18 protein-coding genes and 2 pseudogenes are annotated in these 17,037 nt (G+C 61.7%); 14 read left to right on the plus strand and 6 right to left on the minus strand.

Translation table 11 applies throughout. The annotated features are described in order from the left end of the window. The 4 genes from GP2_RS19955 to GP2_RS19970 form a co-directional block, all read right to left on the minus strand. Positions 1-888 (minus strand): Fic/DOC family protein (locus GP2_RS19955; protein WP_006902437.1); only part of this gene is annotated, 888 nt, incomplete at its 3' end. 7 nt (positions 889-895) lie between these two features. Continuing rightward, positions 896-1,093 (minus strand): antitoxin VbhA family protein, encoded by a 198-nt coding sequence (locus tag GP2_RS19960; RefSeq protein WP_006902438.1) that lies wholly within the window; start codon positions 1,091-1,093, stop codon positions 896-898. Positions 1,094-1,126: 33 nt separating this feature from the next. Next, positions 1,127-1,321 (minus strand): hypothetical protein, encoded by a 195-nt coding sequence (locus GP2_RS19965; RefSeq protein WP_006902439.1) that lies wholly within the window; start codon positions 1,319-1,321, stop codon positions 1,127-1,129. A 20-nt stretch (positions 1,322-1,341) separates the two neighbouring features. Continuing rightward, positions 1,342-2,019 (minus strand): hypothetical protein, encoded by a 678-nt coding sequence (locus GP2_RS19970; RefSeq protein ID WP_006902440.1) that lies wholly within the window; start codon positions 2,017-2,019, stop codon positions 1,342-1,344. Here GP2_RS19970 and GP2_RS21745 point away from each other — a divergent pair. The 3 genes and pseudogenes from GP2_RS21745 (at position 2,009) to GP2_RS19980 (ending at position 3,255) form a co-directional block, all read left to right on the plus strand. Beyond that, positions 2,009-2,200, plus strand: a complete 192-nt coding sequence (locus tag GP2_RS21745) for a hypothetical protein (RefSeq protein ID WP_157211741.1) — start codon at positions 2,009-2,011, stop codon at positions 2,198-2,200. The genes GP2_RS19970 and GP2_RS21745 overlap by 11 nt on opposite strands. Before the next feature lie 262 nt (positions 2,201-2,462). Then, positions 2,463-2,807, plus strand: a pseudogene (locus GP2_RS19975) (arsenate-mycothiol transferase ArsC); the annotation flags it as partial. 74 nt (positions 2,808-2,881) lie between these two features. Beyond that, positions 2,882-3,255 (plus strand): annotated as a pseudogene (locus GP2_RS19980) (arsenate reductase/protein-tyrosine-phosphatase family protein). An 8-nt stretch (positions 3,256-3,263) separates the two neighbouring features. Here GP2_RS19980 and GP2_RS19985 read toward each other — a convergent pair. Next, complete coding sequence (locus tag GP2_RS19985) at positions 3,264-3,929, minus strand: TetR/AcrR family transcriptional regulator (RefSeq protein WP_006902444.1); 666 nt, start codon at positions 3,927-3,929, stop codon at positions 3,264-3,266. A gap of 121 nt (positions 3,930-4,050) precedes the next feature. Here GP2_RS19985 and GP2_RS19990 point away from each other — a divergent pair, with 121 nt between their 5' ends. Further along, positions 4,051-5,652, plus strand: a complete 1,602-nt coding sequence (locus GP2_RS19990) for an MFS transporter (protein ID WP_006902445.1) — start codon at positions 4,051-4,053, stop codon at positions 5,650-5,652. Between the two features lie 184 nt (positions 5,653-5,836). On the opposite strand, the gene GP2_RS19995 is transcribed toward GP2_RS19990, so the two are convergent. After that, entirely contained in the window at positions 5,837-6,313 is a 477-nt protein-coding gene (locus GP2_RS19995) for a PaaI family thioesterase (protein ID WP_006902447.1), read from the minus strand. Positions 6,314-6,568: 255 nt separating this feature from the next. Here GP2_RS19995 and GP2_RS20000 point away from each other — a divergent pair, with 255 nt between their 5' ends. The 10 genes from GP2_RS20000 to GP2_RS20045 are packed head-to-tail and all read left to right on the plus strand — an operon-like array spanning position 6,569 to position 16,681. Continuing rightward, on the plus strand, positions 6,569-7,303 hold the full coding sequence (locus tag GP2_RS20000; RefSeq protein ID WP_005194985.1) for an MlaE family ABC transporter permease: 735 nt from the start codon (positions 6,569-6,571) through the stop codon (positions 7,301-7,303). Between the two features lie 10 nt (positions 7,304-7,313). Continuing rightward, positions 7,314-8,177 carry an ABC transporter permease gene (locus tag GP2_RS20005; RefSeq protein WP_006369623.1) on the plus strand — a complete coding sequence of 288 codons (864 nt, stop codon included), beginning with the start codon at positions 7,314-7,316 and terminating at the stop codon, positions 8,175-8,177. A 9-nt stretch (positions 8,178-8,186) separates the two neighbouring features. Next, positions 8,187-9,224, plus strand: coding sequence for an MlaD family protein (locus GP2_RS20010; protein ID WP_006902450.1), 1,038 nt, complete (start codon positions 8,187-8,189; stop codon positions 9,222-9,224). Next, positions 9,221-10,234, plus strand: coding sequence for an MlaD family protein (locus tag GP2_RS20015; RefSeq protein WP_006902452.1), 1,014 nt, complete (start codon positions 9,221-9,223; stop codon positions 10,232-10,234). Before GP2_RS20010 ends, GP2_RS20015 begins: the two co-directional genes overlap by 4 nt. Beyond that, positions 10,231-11,226 (plus strand): MlaD family protein, encoded by a 996-nt coding sequence (locus GP2_RS20020; protein WP_006902453.1) that lies wholly within the window; start codon positions 10,231-10,233, stop codon positions 11,224-11,226. Before GP2_RS20015 ends, GP2_RS20020 begins: the two co-directional genes overlap by 4 nt. Continuing rightward, entirely contained in the window at positions 11,220-12,281 is a 1,062-nt protein-coding gene (locus GP2_RS20025; RefSeq protein ID WP_006902454.1) for an MlaD family protein, read from the plus strand. Before GP2_RS20020 ends, GP2_RS20025 begins: the two co-directional genes overlap by 7 nt. Then, on the plus strand, positions 12,278-13,321 hold the full coding sequence (locus tag GP2_RS20030) for an MlaD family protein (protein ID WP_006902456.1): 1,044 nt from the start codon (positions 12,278-12,280) through the stop codon (positions 13,319-13,321). Before GP2_RS20025 ends, GP2_RS20030 begins: the two co-directional genes overlap by 4 nt. Beyond that, the gene (locus tag GP2_RS20035) at positions 13,318-14,274 is read left to right on the plus strand and encodes an MlaD family protein (RefSeq protein ID WP_006902457.1); all 957 of its coding nucleotides are present in this window, start codon (positions 13,318-13,320) and stop codon (positions 14,272-14,274) included. Before GP2_RS20030 ends, GP2_RS20035 begins: the two co-directional genes overlap by 4 nt. 44 nt (positions 14,275-14,318) lie before the next feature. Further along, complete coding sequence (locus GP2_RS20040; RefSeq protein ID WP_006902458.1) at positions 14,319-15,008, plus strand: hypothetical protein; 690 nt, start codon at positions 14,319-14,321, stop codon at positions 15,006-15,008. 29 nt (positions 15,009-15,037) lie between these two features. Continuing rightward, a complete protein-coding gene (locus tag GP2_RS20045) occupies positions 15,038-16,681 on the plus strand; it encodes a long-chain fatty acid--CoA ligase (RefSeq protein WP_006902459.1) in 1,644 nt (547 codons plus the stop codon). Positions 16,682-17,037 lie beyond the last annotated feature (356 nt).

Consider the following 17,037-nt stretch of genomic DNA (forward strand, 5'->3'; position numbering starts at 1 on the left):
GGCGCAGGAGGCTATCGGCCGCGCCCCTGGGACGTGGAGCGGTGCCATGCTGTGGGTCGCTGTTGGGTGGTCGGGGTGGCCGCCGCGGACGTGGTTGTGGGGGGTCTGGCGCGACACCCCACGCGTGGCGATACGTGCCGCCCGTTGGGCCGGAGTCTCGGTCTCCGGCTGGGCGTCGTTGAGGGTGAAGGTGGCGGCGGTCCCGCCTTGTCGTTTGTGGTTGAGCATGGCGTGGAAGATCTCGACCGAGCGGCCAGCGTCGCGGGTGCCCTGGGTGGCGGTGAGCGTCCCGGCCGGAACCTCCCCGAGGCGGCGGATTCCAGGGCGCAGCGTCGCAGCGAGGTAACTGGAGTCGACGGTGGCCATTGCGACGTGGCGGGCCGCGTGTACTGCGGTGGCATCGACCTGCGACCAGTCTAGTGCCCAGCCCGACTCACGGAGGTAGCGGTCGAAGAACAAGCGCTGACTACGGGAATTCCCGTCACGGAAAGGATGCACCCCGGTGAGCTCGCCCCAGTGATCTGCGACGGTGACGATCGCAGCGTCGCGATCATCGGGAGAGGGACGATGACGGTCAATCGCGGTGAACACGCGGTCTATCTCGGCGTCGAGAAACTCCGCGCGGCAATGCGGCATTCCCATCGCCATCGTCTCTTGGCCGTACCGACGAGGTTCCCCAGCCCACGGATAGACGTCTTGAAGGATGTAGGCGTGGAGGGCCTGAAGGTGAGGAAAGTCGAAGTCGCCGACAATCAAGTCGGGATGTTCTTCGAGTTGTGCGACGCGTAGTGCCGCAGCGCGGCGTTCATAGCGTTGAAGTTCATCAGCGTCGGTGAGGCCGAGTAGGTTCTCAAGTACCTCCTTGGCCCCTCGGTCGTCCGCTACCATCGGGCGGTTAGGTGTTCTTTCCGCTCCGCAACGTCCCCCGGAACTGCGCGAGTTCCTCTTCCACGGTCGACTCGCCACGGATTACCCGGCGTACAGCGGCGATGTCCTCATCAGTGGGCGGCATGCCGGCCATGACATGGCCGGCGGTGACGGCGGCGATAATCTCGTCTTCGGTGCGGGTATAGGTGGTGCGCGGTGCGGCCATGACCAACCTCCTAGGTTTCCTCGATTCTACCGGTCAGAACAGGGAGATCTGGTCGCGTGCGGCGAGTTCAGCGGCACGCTGGTGGGCGTGGTCGACAGCGCGTTTGACGGTTACCTCGGGCAGCGCGAGGTCGTGGGCGATGTCGGTCCAGCTGCGGCCGTGCTCGCGCATGTCAGCGGCGAGGTCCTGGAGCTCGCGGTCCTGGGCGTCGGGGTCGTCGTCGGTCATCGCAGCGTGTCCCTTTCGGTTCAGGTGCGGGCAAGGGCGTCGCGGATGGCGAGCCAGCGGGTTTCGGCGGCTTGTTGGTGGGTGGTGAGGGCGGTCCAGTGGCCGGCGAGTTCGACGGTGGGGCACTCGTTGGTGACCTGGGTCATGCGGGTCAGCAGTGCGGTGTAGCCGCGCCGGTACCAGGCGTCGATGAGGGCAGCAGCAAGGTAGGGCAGGTCGGCGCTGTCGGCGACGGGGCGGCCGTGTCGGGGGGAGGCAATCTCGAGCATGATCCCGCGGGTGCGGGTGGTCAGCTCCTGCTCTGCCAAACGCGCATTGACCAGCACCGGGGTGGCGGGGCTTCCCTCGTCGAGGAGGGTGACGACGGTGTCCCAGACGGCTTGATGAGCGTCGCGCCAGAACAGCACGCTGCCGGCGGGAAGAACGGTGGCGGTGGTGCCTGCCTGCCGGTCGGCGTGGGTTCCGATGATGGCCTCGACCACCGACCGGGCGAGCTGCGGCGGTGCCCAGACCAGGGCGGTGAGCATGTCCACCTCGAGACGCAGCGCATCTTCGAGAGCTTCAGGATCGGCGATCGCACCGGCGAGAGTCAGGTCCTGGCCGTCGGCGACGGTTTCGAGCTCGGGGAGGGGCTCGACCGCCCGGGGCCGGGAGTCGACCTGGCGCTCGACGTCGGGGGTGTCCATCATGACGGTCACCTTCCTGCTCCTCTTCTGTGCTGTCGGTTTCAGGCTGCGTTCGTGGCTGGTGGACGGTCAATATTGGGACCAGCAATATTTGACAAACACTCTCAGTCGCCATTCCCATCAGCTCAATTATAGCGTTAAATACGTTGTCCTGCAATCATTTTCGCCATTCGGTTCTTACCGCTTTGCGTGAACGAGTCGAGGTCAATCTAGGGCTTCACGTCCGCAGTGGATCTTGCGTAAGGAGCTATGAAACCAAATGGCCCAACCGCGGCATTCGCCGCCGAACACTGTTGTTATCAAGTGATTTGGGCGAAGAATGCCACGTGTGTCGAAACGGGTTCGACCACGGGGCTAGTAAGACCGCCCGGGGCCGGAGGGTGCGCACCCGGCGTGCGGGCGCGGGCGCCTCACGGCGACATCACTTTTCCGCACCCATAACAGCCACCCGCGGTGTGCACGTGCGCTCGGCCGGGTCGGCACCGGTCAATGCCATCAACCCGATGGTCATCGACGCGATGAAGGAGATCGGTCTGGATCTGGGCGCCAAATACCCGAAACCGCTGACCGATGATGTGTTGGCCGCCGCCTATGTGGTGGTCTCGATGGGCAGCGGCGATGCCTGCGCCATCTATCCCGGCAAGCGCTACCTCGACCGGACCCTCGACGATCCGCAGGGTCAAACTCTCGAGACGGTCCGCGCCATCCGCGACGACCTGGACACCAGGGTCCAAAATTTGTTGCGCGAGTTGACCACTCCCGTTCCTGCCTGTCCTCCATCTGCTTCCTGTCCCTCCTGACGAAGGGATCTCAAATCACGTCCATCACCCCCAGCGAGTTGTTCGTCTGCGTGTACAACGCCGGACGCTCGCAGATGGCCGCCGGTTTCCTCTCGCGCCTCGCCGGGCGATGCGATGGAGGTCCGCTCCGCCGGAAGCGTCCCCACCGACAGCTTCAAATCCGCTGCCGTCGAGGCGATGGCCGAGGTGGGCATCGACATCACGGCGCAAACACCGAAAATCATCACCACCGATGCCGCGCAAGCCTCAAATGTGGTGATCACCATGGGCTGCGGTGACAGCTGCCCCATCTTCCCCGGGCAAGAGCTACCGGGACTTGGGTCCTTGACGACCCGGCCGGGCCAGGGCGTGGAAGCGATTCGCCCCGATCCGCGACGAGATTAAAACCCGCGTCGAGGCGCTGATCGCCGAATTGACGTCCCAGCCCGCCGCCTCGGGCGGGTGCTGAATCAGAGATCAGTGCGGGGTCACTGTCAGCGCGCGTTGCGCAGAGCGTGCAGCGAGAAAGTCGTCGACGAGTTGCTGTCGTTCAGCCGGGCCGATCGGCGGGAGTGCGGTGAGCCGGGTGAAGATGATGGGTCCGACGAGTTGGGTCAGGGCGAGATTGGTGTCGAAGCGACCGAGTTCTTGCTGGGCTTCGGGGCTGCCCAGGATCCGGTCGAACGGTTCGCGGTATTGGTTGACCACCCGTGCGCGAAGGGAACTGACCGGGTTGCGGTCTTCTTCGGGATGCGATGTCGCCTCGGCCGTGCCGGGTTGGGCGGACCCGAGGGCGAGCCACCCGAGCATCGTCAGTTGGGCGGGGGCTTCCTCGATGAGCTTGGCCTGACGGTCCAGCAGTTCGATCAACTGTTCACGGATCGTTCCGGACGCCGGCGGCGCGGTGACCGGGGGTAGCAGACGCTCGAACGCCGCGGCCAGGAGTTGGGTGCTGTCGGTGAAGTGCCGGTAGAGGGTAGTCCGCGCGACCTTGGACGCCTTGGTGACCGCGTCGATCGTGACGGCCTCGATACCGCCGGTCGAGAGCAGGGACGTCGCCGCGTCGAGCAGTCGTGCGCGTGAGCGTGCCTTCCGGGGATCCACGAGCCGGTCCTCGTCGTCGTCGGTGTTCTGGTTGATCATCTCTTCGCCCACCTCGTAATTGTGCCGCCGGATCAGCCGCAGGCACTATCCCCGCTCCCCGCATTGTGCTACTCATGGTAGTGGAACGCTACCAACTGTAGCGTTAAGTGGAGGTGGCTGCATGACCGCCGATGATCGAGTACTGCTGTCGCGGGCGCAGAAGTGGACGTTGGTGGTCTCGTGCCTGTCGGTGGCCCTGGTGGTCGCCTCAATGGCGGCCCTGTACACCGCGCTTCCGAACATTGCGGTAGCCACCGGGGCGACGCAAACCCAGCTCACCTGGGTGGTCGACGGGTACACGCTGGTGCTGGCGTGTCTGGTGTTGCCCGCCGGGGCCCTGGGTGACCGCTACGGCCGGCGGGCGGTGCTGATCGTGGGGTTGGCGCTGTTTTCGCTGGCCTCGGCGGTGCCACTGTTGGTATCGACACCGTGGTGGTTGATCGCGGCGCGGGCAGCGGCCGGGGTGGGTGCGGCGTTCATGATGCCGTCCACGCTGTCGATCCTGACTGCGGGATTCCCCGAGCAGCAGCGGGGGCGTGCGGTCGGGATCTGGGCGGGGGTCGCCGGGTCCGGGGGTCTGCTGGGGATTCTCGGGTCGGGGCTGCTGCTCAACTACTGGTCGTGGCAGTCGATCTTCGTCGGCCTGACCGCGGTGGGGGTGTTTCTGCTGTTGTGTGCCTTCACCATTCCCGAATCCCGCCAGGAAAATCCACCGCTGATGGATGTGATCGGATCGGTCGCGGTGGTGTTCGCGGTCGGACTAGTGGTGCTCGCCATCATCGAAGCCCCAGTACGCGGCTGGTCGGATCCCGTGGTGGTCGCCGGGTTCGGGCTGGGGGTGGTGGCCACAGGGGTGTTCGTGGTGTGGGAGTTGCGGGCGGATCATCCGCTGCTCGATGTGCGGTTCTTCGCCCGTCGTGGCTTCGGGAGCGGATCGTTCTCCATCACCATCCAGTTCCTGGTGACGTTCGGTGTCTTCCTGGTCCTCGTCCAATACCTGCAGTTGATCTTTGGATACAGCCCGTTGGGTTCAGCGCTGGCCTTGGCGCCGATGATGGTGCCATTGGTGCTCTTGTCGGCGGTCGCACCGTGGATGACGACCCGGCTGGGGTTGCGGTTGATGACGGTGACCGGTCTGCTCGCCATCGCCGCGGGGTTCTACTTCATCAGCCGGCTGGATTTGGACTCCACCTACCTCGACGTGATGTGGCCGACGCTGATCATGAGCTCGGGTCTGGGCCTGACCGCGGCGCCGGCGACGGCGGCTATCGTCGCGGACACCGCGGTCGACAAGCACGGGGTCGCCGCGGCGGTCAACGACGCCACCCGCGAGGTCGGCGCGGCGATCGGCATCGCGGTCGCCGGCAGTGTCCTGGCCGCCGGGTACAGCCACAACATCGCCCCGGCGGTCGCGCGGCTCCCACCGGAGGCGCGGGGCCCGGTCGCCGACTCACTCGCCGGTGCCCTCGAGGTCGCCGATCGGGCGGGACCGGCCGGCCAGCAACTCGCCGACTTCGCCAAGTCCGCGTTCCTGCACGGCGTCGAGCAGTCCGCGATCGTCCTCGCACTCATCGCGGCGGCGGGTGCCGCGATCCTGCTGGTCTGGGCGCCCGGCCGCGCTTCCCCGGACGCAGGCGCATCGAGGAGCCCGGCTGAACCGGCCCAGCACAGGTCGATCCCGCGCCCGCCGCTAGCCAGCACCGTCGAGAAGGAACGCCCGTGACCCAGCTACCGCTGCCGCCGCACTCACCGACCTGCATCACCTTCCCTTGGCAACGATCAACTCGTCCAGACATGCCTGGCATCCTGTCCAGCAGGAACCCTTCGTGCCATCAGCTCGGCACTCACCCGGAATGGGAAGACACGGCACTCGCAATCTCTCTCCAGGTCTATGGGCCGATGCGGCGTCAGTCTGTCCGCGTGAAGTTGGTGAAGAAGTCATCGATTGTTGATACGTCGGCATACCGTCGGAAATGAGCGACGTCGACCTTGACGAAGACACCGCTAGAGGTGAAATACGTTTGAGCATCTAACGATCCAGCGGCCGCGATGTGCAGTAGACGATCCGACTCGTGGTCAATCCAGGCAGTGAGGCGCATGGGAGTGTGGAGAGGGACCGGCCGGCGATATTCGACGGTCAGAGTGCGGGTCACCGCGGGGGTCCGCGCGATCCACAGGGTGAAACCCATGATGTCGTCGCAGGCGGCCGAGATCGCGCCACCGTGTGCCAACCCTGGCGCGCCGACGTGTTTCTCGTCGAAGGTGTGATCGGCGTACACCCGCTCGCCGCTCCGGTAGACCTCAAGTTGAAGTCCGTGGGGGTTGTCGCTTCCGCAGCCCATGCACTGGGACGAGTGCGCCGGCAGTCTTGCTTCGGAGGTCATCTCTGATCGTTGTCCTTGTCTGAGCCCGCTACCTACGCAGCAGGGTGTGGGATCGATGAGGTGTGGGGAACCGGCCCCAAACACGGCTGCCCATGGACACTATAGGTAATACCGCTAGTACCTGATACTGTCCATTACGCACACTCGCATGAGTGGCATAGACCACACGCCTAGGGGGAGGAGATAGCCATCACCAGTAGAGCTGGCGCCAACCACATCCTGGACGGCGCTGCCACTTTTGGTAACACAGTCGGCTTGGCTGGCCAGGCCCTGCGGTGGGTAGCGGTAGACATTGCTACGGGACGGTTTCCGTTTCGCGAAGCCGTATCGCAGACTTGGTTCGTTATTGTCGTGACGACTCTGCCCGCGATTCTGGTAGCTGTGCCATTCGGTGTCATCGTGTCGGTACAAGTGGGAAGCCTCACTCAGCAAGTTGGGGCCACGTCAATTGCTGGCGCCGCTGGGGGCCTCGGGATCATTCAACAGGGAGCGCCCATCGTTACCGCCCTTCTACTCGGGGGCGCGGCCGGATCAGCGATTGCCTCTGATTTGGGCGCTCGAACGATTCGCGAAGAAATTGCCGCCATGGAGACACTCGGACTCAACCCCACCAGGCGCGTCGTAGCACCTCGGTTCGTATCTGTGTTGATCACTGCGCCGATGCTCTGCATGCTGATCGTCTTCACCGGGCTGCTGGCGGGCTACGCCATCAGCGTCGATGTCCAAGGCATCACACCCGGCAGCTATGTCGCATCGTTCGCGTCGTTCGCATCGGTAACCGACATCGTTGTCGCTCTATGCAAATCGCTTGTGTTCGGACTTGTCGTGGTGACGATTGCTTGTCACCGCGGGCTGTCGACGAAGGGCGGCCCTAAAGGCGTCGCAACCTCGGTCAATGCCACCGTAGTGCTGGGTGTCGTCGCGTGCTTCGTGATCAATGTCTTTATCACGCAACTAACAACCATGTTCGTCCCCCAAACCATTGGATGAGAAACGCCTCGTGACCACCGTTCCCTCCCGGAGGTTCTCCGCCGCCACCCGGCCGGTCGGTGCCGTGATCGCGCCCGTTGCACAAGTACCTGAACGTTTGGGGCACGTCGCGACCTTTGTGATCGCCGCGGTCCTCGGCATCCGCCATGTCATCACCACATACCGGCGCCAAACCCTGCTCTACATACAAGAATTCGCCTGGGGTAGAGGTGCAGTCTTGGTCGGTGGTGGAACGGCCATCGTCCTCGCCATCCTCGGCATCGCCGTCGGCGCCTCAATCGGTATCCAGGGTTACGCCTCGCTGGACCTCGTAGGGATGGGTTCACTGACTGGATTCATCTCTTCCTACGCTAACACCCGAGAGCTTGCGCCAATGATCGCTGCGATCGGGTTCGCAGCACAAGCCGGCTGCCGGTTGACAGCTGAGATAGGCTCGATGCGCATTTCCGAGGAGATCGACGCTCTCGAGGCTATGGCGGTACGTCCCATTCCCTTCGTCGTCAGCACTCGCGTAGTGGCGTCGATCACGACCGTGATTCCTTTGTACATCATCGCGCTTATTCTCGGATTCGCGGCCGCTAAGCTCGTCGTCACACAGGTACACGGCCAATCCGGCGGCACTTATGATTTCTATTTCGACCAGTTCCTCAAACCTCAGGACCTTATCTTCTCGCTCATCAAAGTTCTTGTATTTGTCGTTTCCGTAGTGATTATCCATAGCTATCAGGGCTACTTCGCCACAGGCGGAGCTGAGGGGGTAGGCCGGGCGTCCGGCCGCGCGATCCGCACGAGCCTCATCGTCATCGTCGTGGAGGACATGATTCTGACACTTCTGATGTGGGGATTCGATTCCGGCGTACGGATTTCTGGGTAGGGGGGTTCAGTGGCTGTCTTTCATGATCCGTCCGGGCGCGAACCATCGCACGGGAACCTGGTCCTTCGGGGGGTCGCCCTCTTAATCCTCGGCGCGATAGCTGCCTACTTACTGATAAGTGACGCTAACGGTGACTTCAGCGATCACACGTCGTTGACCATCAACACCGACGCGATAGGCGACGGATTGAAGGGGGGATCGGAGGTGAAGTACCTTGGGTTCACCGTGGGCGAGGTCTCGAGCATCTCGGTTCGAGACCGTGGCGCGACGGTCAAAATCAACTTCACCGGTTCCGGCAACGACCTAGATCTCCGGCAGGGCATGACGGTGAATTACACTTCGGCAAACGCACTGGGACCGACGGCACTGGAAATCGTAGATCCTGGACACGGACCGCCCATCGGTTCCGGCGAGAGTGTCTACGTAAGCAGGTTGCAATCTGAACAGACCTCGGTGTCAACACTTGTTCGCAAGATCTCCACGCTGGTCGAGGCACTGGACCAGCCCTCGTTTGAAGCGGTGTTGAGGTTCATCGTCGAGGACTCGCAGGCAATTGCTGATAGCGGAAAACTCGTATTCCAGATCGCGAAGCTCACGCGGGATGTCCAGAAACGGCCGGTCGGGGAGGACCTAGAAATTGCAGCCAATCTGTCCACCGGAGTCGCCGACTTCATGACGCCGTTCGTCCCTGGCGTCTTGAAGAACGTCGATATCGCTGACTTTTTCGCCACTCAACAGAACATCGATCGCACGAAAAGCAATCTCGGCGACACGGGAAAGGTTCTGTTCGGTGCACTCGGCGGACTGCTCGACAAGAATTACCCGGCCCTGAGTTCGCTGTTAGACGTCGGCCTTGATCTAGCGCGGCCCGTCGCCAGATCCGCCTCGGGGCTCGTTCGCACGGTGTACACGATCCCGCAGATCCTCGATGGCATCGACAAAGCCTTGCCGAAATTCGGCGACCGAGTCCAGCTCCAGCTAGCACTGGTGGTCCAGACCTCACCTGCTCTACAAAGCGCATTGAGAATGGGGGGGCCCACGGGATGACTCTGAGGTCTCTGACACCCACAATCATTAAGATCACCGCGTTCACCGCTGTCATCGGCGTCCTTACGTATGTCATCATCGCGATTCTGCAGCCGACCAACGAAGGATCCTCGAGTTCGCAGCGTTCCGCGGTTTTTGCCGACGCTTCCGGACTCAAGCCCCGCGACGGGGTACGACTCGCTGGAGTGAAGGTGGGATATGTAACGGCTGTCGACCTGAAGGGATCAACAGCGATCGTCCGTTTCCAACTGGACGACGGCGTCTCGATTACCCCCGCGACGACTGCCGCCGTCCGTTACCAAAACCTGCTGGGACAACGGTATGTGGAGCTCATCAATGCCGGACAAGGCGCCGACCAGGAGTCGATCACACAGGTGGCACTTGACAAGACCGTCCCGTCGTTCGACGTATCGACACTATTCAACAGTTTCAAACCAGTATTCGATACATTGAATACGGCCGAGATCAATGAGCTTCAGTCGAACCTGCTACGGGTCGCCCAGGGGGACGGTCGAGGTATCGCACCAGTCATGAAGCAAGTCGCGAACATCACCGAGTACGGGAACCAGCGTTCAGAGATCATCACCAACATTGTGACGAGCCTGGGACAGGTGTCTGATCAGTTGATGGGGCGCTCCGCCGAACTGGTCGAGTTGATAGACAAATTGGGGTCAATCGTCGATGCGTTCAGCCGCGTGAGCGATCGCCTGAGGGCCTCGCTGCGGGAGGTCAACCGTTCGATGGCGAAGACTGTGCTCTCCGGTGAGCAGATCGAGTCGACCTACGACACCAGCTTCGCGGCCATTTATCAGAGATTGGTGCGGGAGCCAGGGGATACAGAAAGCTTACTGAACGGTGCCGTTCTCCTGAAGCCACTCCTGGACGCCCTGGAAGCTACATCCAAAGCGACACCTTCGTCCTCGGCGGCAGGGTGCGCCCGAGGAGTGCTCGACCTACCGAGAACAGCGCAGATCGCCCTGATGGGTCAACGACTGGTGGTGTGCCAGTGACCCGCTTCTTCGATAAGCGTCCGCATCACCGCCCGCAGCGTCGGCGCGACCTCATCCTGGCGGGAGTCGTTACGATGGTCACGGTGGCCGGCCTCGTCGTGGCGGGTGCTGTGTACATTTCACCGCCCGGACAAACTATCTACAGTGCCAAGTTAGTCAATACCGGCGGATTGGAAGCCGGCGACCAGGTACGTATCGCCGGGATCAGGAAAGGCAAGGTCGCGTCAGTCGACCTGACCGGAACGTTCATCACCGTGCGATTCCGGCTGGATGACTCGATTGCCGTTCGGTCGGACGCGACGGCGAACGTCCGTCTCATCACCCCTATTGGTGGACGTGTATTGGACCTCGACCCAGGTTCAGGCCCGTCGGCCCTCGACGGTGCAATCCCACTGGAGCAGACAAGCAGCACCTACGACATTTCCAGCACGCTTGAGACAACCACACCGGTGTTCCGTGACGTGCGTGGTGTTGATCTACGGCGCACAGCGGCGCTGCTACAGAATGCTTTCTCCGACGGAAACACCAATATCCCTGATGCCCTGCAAAACGCGAGCAGCCTGATGGACCTACTGCAACGTCAGTACGCACAACTCGACAAGACGATGACGTTGTCCGATGAGTACGTCGCCGCCCTCGCAAACCGCAAGCAGGTACTCGTGGACTTCCTCCGCCAGCTCAGCTTCCTTGCCCGCACCCTTGGACCAGACATCGCCAACGTCCAGAGCGGATTCGATTATCTGCGCCGTCTTTTCAAGCTACTGACCCGACCGCTTGTCGCGTACCGCGACGGAATAGAACCATCGGTACAACAGTTCAAGACCCTTCTGAACAAGGTGTCGGCCCAGATGCCCGCCTACGCAAACGCGCTGACCCAGGTCGATCAGATCACCAGACGACTGAGCATTCTTCTCGACGCTCCAGAGGTCGGTCCAGCGAGTCCTGAACCGACTGTCCGCATCTGCATCCCGAGTGGTGATCAAAAATGCTGACAGAGCGGATGCGTCAGCATCTGATCCCGATCGCCACCATCGTCACACTGGCAGTAGTGATCGCGGCCGTAGGAATCAACTATGCGACAGCCGACGACGACACGCGGCCACTATGTGCGGAGTTTTCCGACGCATCAGGTCTGTACGAAGGCAACTCCGTCGCGATGCTCGGCAAGAAGGTGGGCAGGGTCGTAGGCATTCACGAGGAGGGCCAGAGGGGCGTGCGTGTCGACATGCGGATCGACAAGACCGTGCCGCTTCCCGCGGATGTGGGGGCCACCCTGGTGTCCACCTCGATTGTCACCGAAAGACAAATCGAGTTCACCCATCCCTATCGCGGCGGAGAGCATTACGAGTCGGCTAAGTGCATACCACTGAACAAAACCAGGACTCCACTGGGGATTAGTCAAACGCTCGACGCGATCAGCACTCTCTCTGATGAACTCGTCAAGGACGGCGGGCGTAACACCGATGCGATTCTCCAGGCGCTCACGCTCGTCTCCAAGAACATGGAGGGAACCCAGGGCGATATCTCTGGCATTCTCAAGGACTCGGCCACGCTGATCAACGATCCGACCCGGCGTGATGGTCAGATACGCAGAATTGTAGCCAACCTCGCGACCTTAACCGGTGTTGCCACCGAGAACAGTGCTGAGGTGACCCAGCTGTTCGACAACTTCGTCGGCGCAATCGAGGTGATTGTTGCTTTCGGTCAAACATTCGGCGCCGCAACAGAGTACGCAGGTACCTTCGTCCCCATCCTGTCGCGATTGGCGTCCGACTTCGGTCCACCGATCTTCGCAATTGGTGATGCTGCGGTCCCTCTCCTCGCGCAAGTAGGCAAGCAAGAGAACATCCTGGCGACCGTCGCCGCTCGAACGGCTGACCTCATCGTCAAGCATCCGGATGCGAAGTCGATCCTGCGGGCATTCGCCGTGTCTGTCCCACTGCAGACCTTAAAAACGGCGTGTGCCTCTCCCGCCGTCAACGGCGTCTGCAGGACGGGTAACGAAGTGGCGATGATCGCTAACTTGATCGGAGGGCAATCTCAATGATGACCTACGGCTACCTTCGTCGTGTCACGGCCGCGATCGTGACGCTGTTCGCAGCGACCATCGCCCTCGCCGCCTGCAGCATCAACGCCGACAACCCGCCGACCATCGGCGGATCATCCGCCCGAGACGGCTACGACATCGAGATCGAGTTCACGAGTGCTCTGAACTTGCCTGCCCGTGCCAAAGTCCTCTCTCGAGGGATTGACGTCGGTGCCGTCACCAGCGTCACGTACGACGGAGGCCACGCGCTGGTTGCCGCCCGAATTGATAAAGACGCCCAACTGCCGGAAGATTCGCGCGCGGAACTCCGCCAAGACACTCTCCTGGGCGAGATTTATGTGGCCATCCTTCCCCCCGCACAGCAGTCCACCCAAGCCTTGCTGCACGCGGGATCGGTAATACCTCTCTCACGCACCGAACCGGCTGCCAACGTCGAGGACGTGATGCGGGGGATGGCTAATGTACTGGGCGGGGGTGAACTCGATAAAATCCATACCGCGATATCGACACTGAACTCGACCTTTCCGAGTGACCCCGCCCAATTCGATACGCTTTACCGCACGACGTTGCGCACCGTGTCTGAGGTGTCCGCCAACACCGACAAACTCGACGTAGTCCTGCAGTCGGCCGATCGCACACTGAAAGTGATCCTGGCCGACCCGTCAGGTACTGACCGAATGTTGACCAAGGGGGGAGTGAACTTCTATGGTCTGGGCTATTCGCTAATTGACGTCGCGCTACTTATCGCCAACCTGCGCGACTTCGCAGTATCTGCCGGCCGTATCGTCGACCCTGAGTATTCCCGCATCAAGGAAACGGTAGGAGCGATCGCGCCGGTAATCGCGTCCATCGCGTACTCGGACATCTACTCCAAGGATGTTTCCGACAAGGCGACGCGTGTAATACGCGAGAAGCTCATCCCATTCGTCAGCTCGCCAGATATCAACGTTTCCGACGTGTCTATCGACGGCCAAGATCTAGCCCGACGTGATGCCGGGTCGTTCATTAACGTATTGCGAGCGATCGGAATGATGCCATGATCCGCAGCACCGTCGTATCCCTGGTTGCCCTTGTCGTCGTCTTCCTCGTCGGAGCAACATACCTGACCATCGACGTGGCACGAATAAACCCGTTCCGCTCCGACTACACGATCTCGGCCATACTCAAGAGCTCGGGCGGCCTGCTCGACACATCGCCGGTGATGCTAGAGGGGGTGCCGGCGGGCAAGGTGACATCTATTCGCGTCACAGATAATCAGCTCGCCGTCGACATGTCCATCGACTCCGGCTACAAGATCCCTCGCGGCAGTGTCATGACGATCCAGAACCTCTCGGTCGCGGGAGAGCAATACATCAACTTCATCCCACCGGATACCACCACCAGTGAGTACTTGCGTAGTGGGGACCTAGTGCCCGCCAGCGCCATCCACGTGTCGCAATCCGTTCCCCAGGTGCTCGCGAAAATGTCGGCAGTGGCCGACGCGCTCGATCCAGCATCGATTCAGACCATCAACGAAACGATCTCCGCGGCAGTCGACGGCCGGCAAAAGGACCTCGACACGATCGGAGACATGATGCACCGCCTCGTGGACTTCGTCGGTGACGACGGTGCGGTCCGTACCACCGCGGACAATGCCGAGTTCCTCCTGGGCCTCATGTCGAACGTGGGCGGTGTGCTCAGTACCGCGTCGGTCCGGACCCCGGATGCCGTCGACGGTTTGGCGAGAATCCAACGTGCGTTCATCGTTTTCACCTCTACGTCCTACGACAAATGGCCACCAATCCTGAAGCTAGTGGAAAAGCTCAGCGGTTACATCCAGATACTTCAGCCCGACATTGTCGCCATCACCCGCGCGGTCAAACCGGCGACGGCGAAAGTCGCAGACACATACGTCGACTTCGGATCGATCGGTGATCTCCTGGCGCGAACATTCCCCGCGTCCCATCGGGGACAGGCGCAAATCCCGATCGCCGTCACGCCATCACCCCGCTGACGCCCGATGTCTCCCCCTACTCCAGCATTTACAGAAGGCAGCAAATGACCGCACACGACAACGGATCAGAATCCGAGGACAGCGGCACTGAAAATGAGCTGACTACGGCTTCCGATAAGGCAGACCGCGGCGACGCCACTAGTGCCACAGAACCTGCGACGTCACAGGACGTTTCCGCCTCGGACGAGGCAAGCCCCCCGACGTCCGAGGCCGAGCAGCGCTGGGGATCAGCACGCCTCCAGGTGGTGGCCGTCGGTGCTCTCGTGGTAGTACTCGCGGTGCTGGCCGGACTCTTTGCTTACCTCTACATTGACATGCGGCAAGCAAAGACGTCCCTGGAGGACGCCGCCACACAACGAGCGCAGGCAGCGCAGGCAGCATCGGACTACACCACAAAGTCGCTCACGTACAGCTACCAAAACACCGGCGCATTCTTTACCGAAGTGAAAGAGAATGCCAGCGATGCGTTGGTCAAGCGATACGACGATGTCGAACCCACCCTGACCCAAATCATGAAACAGGCCAAGGTCCAAGCGTCGGGACGCGTACTGGCGACCAGCGTCACCGGCAGCGCCAGCGAGAACCGGGGGGAATACACGGTGCTGGTCTTCGCCACCCAGAAGACCCAGAATGTTCAGAACCCTCAGCCGAGCGAACTCCCCACACTGTTGAAAGTCGTCGTGCTGAAGACCGATAACGGCTGGCAGATCCAGGATTACGGACCTGCCGAATGATCCAGCGTCCGCCGCGAAAGGAGAGTTAGATGAAAAGCACCATGCAGGAGGTGCCGATGACAGTGTCATCGATACTGCGCCACGTCGCAACCAATCACACTGTTAGGCAGGTGATTACCTATTCCGTGAACGGCTCTGCCCGGTATGCGACCTACGGCGATCTTGAAGAGCGATGCGCACGTCTGGCGAATGCTCTGCGTCGGGTCGGCGTGGTCGGCGACGACCGCGTGGCAACGATGCTGTGGAACAACCAGGAGCACCTCGAAGCGTACGCTGCGGTACCCGCGATGGGCGCGGTGCTGCATACGCTGAACATCCGGTTGTCACCGGCTCAGCTGCAGTTCATCGCGAACCACGCCGAAGACAAGGTCATTATCGTGGACGGGTCGCTGGTGCCGTTGTTGGCGGCGGTCCTACCGGGCTTGGCGACGGTTCGGGTTGTGTTCGTTACCGGCGACGGCGACACCTCCCCGCTCGACGGGCACGGCGTGACCGTGATGCGATATCATGACGCGCTCGCAGCGGAATCCCCAGTGTTCTCTTGGGTCGATCCCGACGAGCGGTCGGCTGCGGGTATGTGTTATACGAGCGGCACTACAGGCGATCCCAAGGGGGTCGTCTACAGTCATCGCTCGGTGTTTCTGCACTCCATGGCAGCGTGTACCGGTAACGCTCTGGCGATCGCAGAAGCCGATCGTGTACTTCCCGTCGTGCCGATGTTTCATGCCAGCGCCTGGGGTCTGCCCTACGCGTCGCTGATGGCCGGCGCGGACTTGCTGATGCCTGATCGATACCTTCAAGCAGCGCCGCTCGCTGACATGATCCAACAACATCGCCCCACGAAGGCAGGAGCAGTACCGACAATCTGGAACGATCTTCTTCAGTACGGTATCGCGAATCCGGGTGTCGACTTGTCATCAATCGACCTTGTCGCCTGTGGTGGAGCTCCCGTGCCGCAGTCGTTGATCGAAGGGTTTGCGGACCGCTTCGGCGTACAGATTATCCAGGCGTGGGGTATGACTGAGACGTCCCCGCTTGCAGCGGTAGGTCGGCCTCCCGCCGGGATCAGCCCCACAAAGGAATTGTCTTACCGCAAGCGACAGGGACGGGCAATTTGCGGGGTGGAGATGCGCCTCATCGACGAGGACGGTCTGCCTGTTCCCCGTGACGACAAGTCCGTCGGTGAACTCGAAGTGCGGGGTCCGTGGGTCACAGGCAGCTACTACCGGCTCGAGGACGCCGAGAGGTTTCGGGATGGCTGGTTGCGGACCGGAGACGTGGGACACATCAGCCCGGACGGGTACCTGACGCTGACTGATCGATCCAAGGACGTCATCAAGTCAGGGGGCGAATGGATCTCGTCTGTGGAGCTCGAGAACTGGATCATGTCGCACCCAGATGTCGCTGAGGCCGCGGTTGTCGCGATGCCCGACCCCAGATGGCAGGAAACAGCTCTCGCCGTGGTGGTTCCGGCTCCGGGTCGCAAGGTGTCGGCTGACACGCTCCACAAGTGGTGCTTAGAAACTTGCCCGGAAGAAATCCCGCACTGGTGGATCCCGAAGAACTGGACGTTCGTGGAGCAGGTGCCGCGTACGAGCGTGGGCAAGTTCGACAAGAAGATGTTACGCGCACAACATGAGCAGGGCGAGCTGCTCGTTGTATCGAAGAACTAGCGACGCACAGGCTTGGCTTCACGTCACACTGGCTGAGATAGGACACCGCCGAGATAGGGCGCAGATGTGCCCACCGACGCCGTTAGCGTTCGGTGGGCACTCATTCTTTTGACAAGCTCTTTTGGAGCGATGCGTCTGCCGATGGACACCTCCTTGATGGCACAGCACCGTCGCTCGCACCAGCGTTAAGCTGGGCAAGTCGTCGCGTTGTCCCCACACAACTGCATGGTCGCCGCCCGCAGGGCCGCCGAATCCAGGATGCGCAACAGCACTTGACGGCGCTCATCGAAATTCCCCAGTGATGCTCACTTAAATTCCCCACCCGTGTGGCTCCGCCAGCGAGGGCGGTTGCGTCC

It is taken from the genome of Gordonia paraffinivorans NBRC 108238 (assembly GCF_000344155.1).
Taxonomy (GTDB): Bacteria; Actinomycetota; Actinomycetes; order Mycobacteriales; family Mycobacteriaceae; genus Gordonia; species Gordonia paraffinivorans.

Coding starts and splice junctions, on each gene's coding strand:
- GP2_RS19965 (WP_006902439.1), bottom strand. CDS start 1,321: ATGACCGACGACGACCCCGACGCCCAGGACCGCGAGCTCCAGGACCTC.
- GP2_RS20015 (WP_006902452.1), top strand. CDS start 9,221: ATGACTCTGAGGTCTCTGACACCCACAATCATTAAGATCACCGCGTTC.
- GP2_RS19985 (WP_006902444.1), bottom strand. CDS start 3,929: ATGATCAACCAGAACACCGACGACGACGAGGACCGGCTCGTGGATCCC.
- GP2_RS20035 (WP_006902457.1), top strand. CDS start 13,318: ATGATCCGCAGCACCGTCGTATCCCTGGTTGCCCTTGTCGTCGTCTTC.
- GP2_RS19990 (WP_006902445.1), top strand. CDS start 4,051: ATGACCGCCGATGATCGAGTACTGCTGTCGCGGGCGCAGAAGTGGACG.
- GP2_RS20045 (WP_006902459.1), top strand. CDS start 15,038: ATGAAAAGCACCATGCAGGAGGTGCCGATGACAGTGTCATCGATACTG.
- GP2_RS20040 (WP_006902458.1), top strand. CDS start 14,319: ATGACCGCACACGACAACGGATCAGAATCCGAGGACAGCGGCACTGAA.
- GP2_RS19995 (WP_006902447.1), bottom strand. CDS start 6,313: ATGACCTCCGAAGCAAGACTGCCGGCGCACTCGTCCCAGTGCATGGGC.
- GP2_RS20025 (WP_006902454.1), top strand. CDS start 11,220: ATGCTGACAGAGCGGATGCGTCAGCATCTGATCCCGATCGCCACCATC.
- GP2_RS21745 (WP_157211741.1), top strand. CDS start 2,009: ATGACGGTCACCTTCCTGCTCCTCTTCTGTGCTGTCGGTTTCAGGCTG.
- GP2_RS20030 (WP_006902456.1), top strand. CDS start 12,278: ATGATGACCTACGGCTACCTTCGTCGTGTCACGGCCGCGATCGTGACG.
- GP2_RS19960 (WP_006902438.1), bottom strand. CDS start 1,093: ATGGCCGCACCGCGCACCACCTATACCCGCACCGAAGACGAGATTATC.